Origin of the sequence: Streptosporangium canum (assembly GCF_900113865.1) — a bacterium.
GTDB lineage: Bacteria > Actinomycetota > Actinomycetes > Streptosporangiales > Streptosporangiaceae > Streptosporangium > Streptosporangium canum.
Window position 1 is genome coordinate 1 of sequence record NZ_FOQY01000044.1, and the last position, 4,504, is coordinate 4,504.

The window sequence follows — 4,504 nt, forward strand, 5'->3', positions numbered from 1 at the left end:
ACCACCGAGAACGGCTTGCGCCGCACCTTCTCGGTGAGCTGGCCACCCTCCTCGTATCCGACGTAGCCGGGAGGAGAGCCGAAGAGCCGGGAGACGGTGTGCTTCTCCATGAACTCGGACATGTCCAGCATGATCAGCGCGTCCTCGTCCCCGAACAGGAACTCGGCCAGCGCCTTGGAGAGCTCGGTCTTACCGACACCGGACGGACCGGCGAAGATGAACGAGCCACCCGGACGGCGCGGGTCCTTCAGACCGGCGCGCGTACGGCGGATCGAACGGGACAGGCCCTTGATGGCGTCGTCCTGGCCGATGATCCGCTTGTGCAGCTCGTCCTCCATGCGGAGCAGTCGCTGGGACTCCTCCTCGGTGAGCTTGAAGACCGGGATGCCGGTGGCCGTGGCGAGGACCTCGGCGATGAGCTCCTCGGTGACCTCGGCGACGACGTCCATGTCGCCGGCCTTCCACTCCTTCTCACGGCGCTCGCGCTTGAGCTGGAGCTGCTTCTCCTGGTCGCGCAGCGCGGCGGCCTTCTCGAAGTCCTGCGCGTCGATCGCGGACTCCTTGTCGCGCCGCACGTTGGCGATCTTCTCGTCGTACTCGCGCAGGTCCGGCGGCGCGGTCATGCGGCGGATGCGCATGCGCGAGCCGGCCTCGTCGATGAGGTCGATCGCCTTGTCGGGCAGGAACCGGTCGCTGATGTAGCGGTCGGCCAGCTGCGCGGCGGCCACCAGAGCGCCGTCGGTGATGGAGACCCGGTGGTGCGCCTCGTAGCGGTCGCGCAGGCCCTTGAGGATCTCGATCGTGTGGCTGAGGCTGGGCTCGGCCACCTGGATCGGCTGGAAGCGGCGCTCGAGCGCGGCGTCCTTCTCCAGGTGCTTGCGGTACTCGTCGAGGGTGGTCGCCCCGATGGTCTGCAGCTCACCGCGGGCCAGCATCGGCTTGAGGATGCTGGCGGCGTCGATCGCGCCCTCGGCGGCACCCGCGCCGACGAGCGTGTGGAGCTCGTCGATGAACAGGATGATGTCACCGCGGGTGCGGATCTCCTTGAGGACCTTCTTCAGGCGCTCCTCGAAGTCACCGCGGTAGCGGGAGCCCGCCACCAGCGCGCCCAGGTCCAGGGTGTAGAGCTGCTTGTCCTTGAGCGTCTCCGGGACCTCGCCCTTGACGATCTTCTGGGACAGGCCTTCGACGACGGCGGTCTTGCCGACGCCGGGCTCGCCCACCAGAACAGGGTTGTTCTTGGTCCTCCGGGAGAGGACCTGCATGACCCGCTCGATCTCCTTCTCCCGGCCGATGACCGGGTCGAGCTTGCCCTCGCGGGCGGCCTGTGTCAGGTTGCGGCCGAACTGGTCCAGCACAAGGGAGGTCGACGGCGCGGCCTCCTGCGGACCGCCCGCGGCGGCCGGCTCCTTGCCCTGGTAACCGTGGAGCAACTGGATGACCTGCTGCCGCACGCGGTTGAGATCCGCGCCCAGCTTCACCAGCACCTGGGCGGCGACGCCCTCGCCCTCACGGATGAGGCCGAGCAGGATGTGCTCGGTGCCGATGTAGTTGTGTCCCAGCTGCAAGGCCTCGCGGAGCGACAGCTCAAGGACCTTCTTCGCGCGCGGGGTGAAGGGAATGTGCCCCGACGGCGCAGACTGTCCCTGGCCGATGATCTCCTCGACCTGCTGACGCACACCTTCAAGACTGATGCCGAGGCTCTCCAGAGCCTTGGCGGCAACGCCTTCACCTTCGTGGATCAGACCAAGAAGGATGTGCTCCGTACCGATGTAGTTGTGGTTGAGCATCCGGGCCTCTTCTTGAGCCAGGACGACAACCCGCCGTGCGCGGTCGGTGAACCTCTCGAACATCTCGTCGCTCCTCACAGAGCGGTCAGGCAGGTCCGGGATGTCCGGGCCCTGTCATCCCGCATGGTAGCCCCGACCCGGCGACCGCTCTATGCAGAAGACGTTCCCCGAGAGCAGGGCGTTCACCCTCCATCCAACTACTTACGGGGGGTGGGATGTTCCCGATACGCCGCAAGCGAACGACGTTTATCGGCCACTCAAACGCGTCATGCGGTCATGGCCGCCACCGGACCCCACCGTGGCCGCCATAACCGCATGATTCAACGATCTAGTGAGCCGCTTCGTACTGCTCGACGATCTTGGAGGCGATTCGACCGCGCTCGCTGACATTAAGGCCGTGCGACTTCGCCCATGCCCGGATGTCGGCGCTCTTCTCCCGCGTCAGTGCCCGAGCGCCACCTGCACGGCGGCGGCGAGGGGCCAGCGCGCCGGAACGGCGAGCACTCTGCACGAAAGGCGACAGGGAGTCGCGGAGCTTCTTCGCGTTTACGTCACTCAGGTCAATCTCATAGCTGGTGCCGTCAATCGCGAAGGCGACAGTCTCATTGGCCTCGCCCCCATCGAGGTCGTCGATGAGAATCTCCTGGATCTGCTTGGCCATCTACGCAATCCTTTCGCGGAGTATTGTTTCATTCGCTAGCTAAACATATACCCGCAATCGGAGAGCGGCAATTCCGGGAGCCCGGCGATTCTCGCCGGGAACCCAGACGGCGAGTGGATCAGCTGTTCTGCGACTCAGCCCGATCCCGCCGTTTTGCCGGACGGCGGCCGGCGGCTTCACTACGAAGAAGCTTGACCACTCCGTAGATGAAGGCCCCGCCGACGACCACTGGAGGTATCAACGCGGACAATACGTCGCTCATTCGTCCTCGCTCCGCACCGGGGATGACATTCTGGGGACCATGGAATTTTTGGCGGCGGCATCCCCGGCCGCGCCGGGGACTCGCTCGATCACTCTGGATCCACCCACACATGACCATAGCGTCACCATCGAGCAGCGCACGTCACCGGGGCGGCCATGTCGCCCGTTCACTACCTTAATGCTTCTCTCCAGCCGTCTTACCGGTTGCACTCCGTAAAGCTGTGTGGAAAAAACCGACAGAGCGATCAGGTGATGATCAACTTTGCCGGAAAACCAATGCCGGTCCGGGTCCCGAACCCCCGGCCCACCCGCCATCCGGCCGCGAAGTCCCTGCTCAAAGAGCCTGCGGACAAGGGCGAACGGACTTACCGCGGAGCCGGGGACCGGTTCCGCGAGCTTCACCACGGAATGCCCGCCGTGATGAGAACACCCGGTTGGAGAGCTGCCCGCTTCATCGGGCCGACGGCTCGCGGCGCAACGCCATCGTAGGGAACATGGCGGATCTTCATCGCTTTCTTACCAAGAGTACGTCCGCCTCCGGCATGCGGGACATAGTCGTAGCCCGTATAACCACCAAACGCGATCAGGTGTGCCAACAACCCCGGCGACACCGCGGAGCCCGGCCCCAGATCGGCGAGAAGGCCTTCACCCACCGGCCGGAAGACCCGGAAGACGGCGTAGAAGGCGGGCCCGGAAGACGGGTGCGGAAGGCGCGCGTAGAAGGAGAAGGAGAAGGAGAGAATCCGGTAGAGCGTCACGGAGACGGAGCCGCCGGTGATGCCGGCGGGCGGACGCTCCCGCCATTCGGCCACAGGCCCGGGAACTCCCGGCGGCGACTGACCGCCCATTGGCCCCTCATAGCCCCTCACGGGCGATGTGGGCGCGGGCCGAGGCGGGATTGTCGGCGACGGGCCCCGGGGAGGCTGCCATAACGTTCCTCCCGGCGGCGCGTACGGGTTTGCGCTTCCATCGCACTGCGGCCGGACGCCGTTACGACGCCGGCTTTTCTCACCCGCGCATGAAATCGGGGCCGGCGGTTCATCCGCCGGCCCCGATATTCACGGAACTACTTGGTCTTGACGACGACCGTCCCGGCGACCTTGTCGTGCAGAGCCTGCTGCAGGGGCTTGTCCCACAACGGCCACAGCACGTCCACCAGCAGGAAAACTCCCACCACGAAATTCACCACCAGGCCGAGGAAGCCCAGGAAGCCGGCGAACGCGTTGATGATGTAGGCGCCGAACAGCACGAGGGCCCGCTTGGCCGCGCTGACCGTGTCGACGCCGCCGGCGAGCTGGCCGCCCAGCCGGACGACCCTGATGCCCATGATCTGCTTGCCGAGCGTGGTGCCGTTGCGCCCCAGCATGAAGATCTCGTAGCCGATGAGGGCCAGCCCGATGATGAGCGTGCTCACCATCGTCGAGAGGAGGAGGCTGCCACTGCTGGCGTAGGTGACCGGATCGTACGACGGCTGGAACGGCAGCGAGACCAGGTAGCCGATGATGCCCGCGGGGATGCCGACGATCAGGAGGTCGATGATGCGGGCCACCAGACGCTGCCACCACTCCGCGAGCGGAGCGGGCACGCCGGGGGGCATCGCACCCTGCGGCGCGTAGCCCTGGCCGTAGGCGGGGATCTGCTGGCCGTACGCCTGCTGCTGACCGTAACCCTGCTGCTGGCCGTAACCCTGCTGCTGGCCGTACGCCTGCTGCTGGCCGTAACCCTGCTGCTGGTCGTAACCCGGCTGGGAGGGCTGCTGCCCGTAAGGAGACTGCTCCTGAGAGGGCTGCTG

At 66.1% G+C, this 4,504-nt stretch carries 4 protein-coding genes; all 4 read right to left on the bottom strand.

The window, feature by feature from the left end:
- The coding region (locus BM085_RS38005; RefSeq protein ID WP_093891620.1) for an ATP-dependent Clp protease ATP-binding subunit at positions 1 to 1,853 on the bottom strand (1,853 nt) is incomplete at its 3' end.
- A 265-nt stretch (positions 1,854 to 2,118) separates the two neighbouring features.
- Entirely contained in the window at positions 2,119 to 2,451 is a 333-nt protein-coding gene (locus BM085_RS38010; protein WP_012895497.1) for a histone-like nucleoid-structuring protein Lsr2, read from the bottom strand.
- Positions 2,452 to 3,110: 659 nt separating this feature from the next.
- Positions 3,111 to 3,524 carry a hypothetical protein gene (locus tag BM085_RS38015; RefSeq protein WP_093891621.1) on the bottom strand — a complete coding sequence of 138 codons (414 nt, stop codon included), beginning with the start codon at positions 3,522 to 3,524 and terminating at the stop codon, positions 3,111 to 3,113.
- Positions 3,525 to 3,778: 254 nt separating this feature from the next.
- Positions 3,779 to 4,504 (bottom strand): RDD family protein (locus tag BM085_RS38020; RefSeq protein WP_093891622.1); only part of this gene is annotated, 726 nt, incomplete at its 5' end.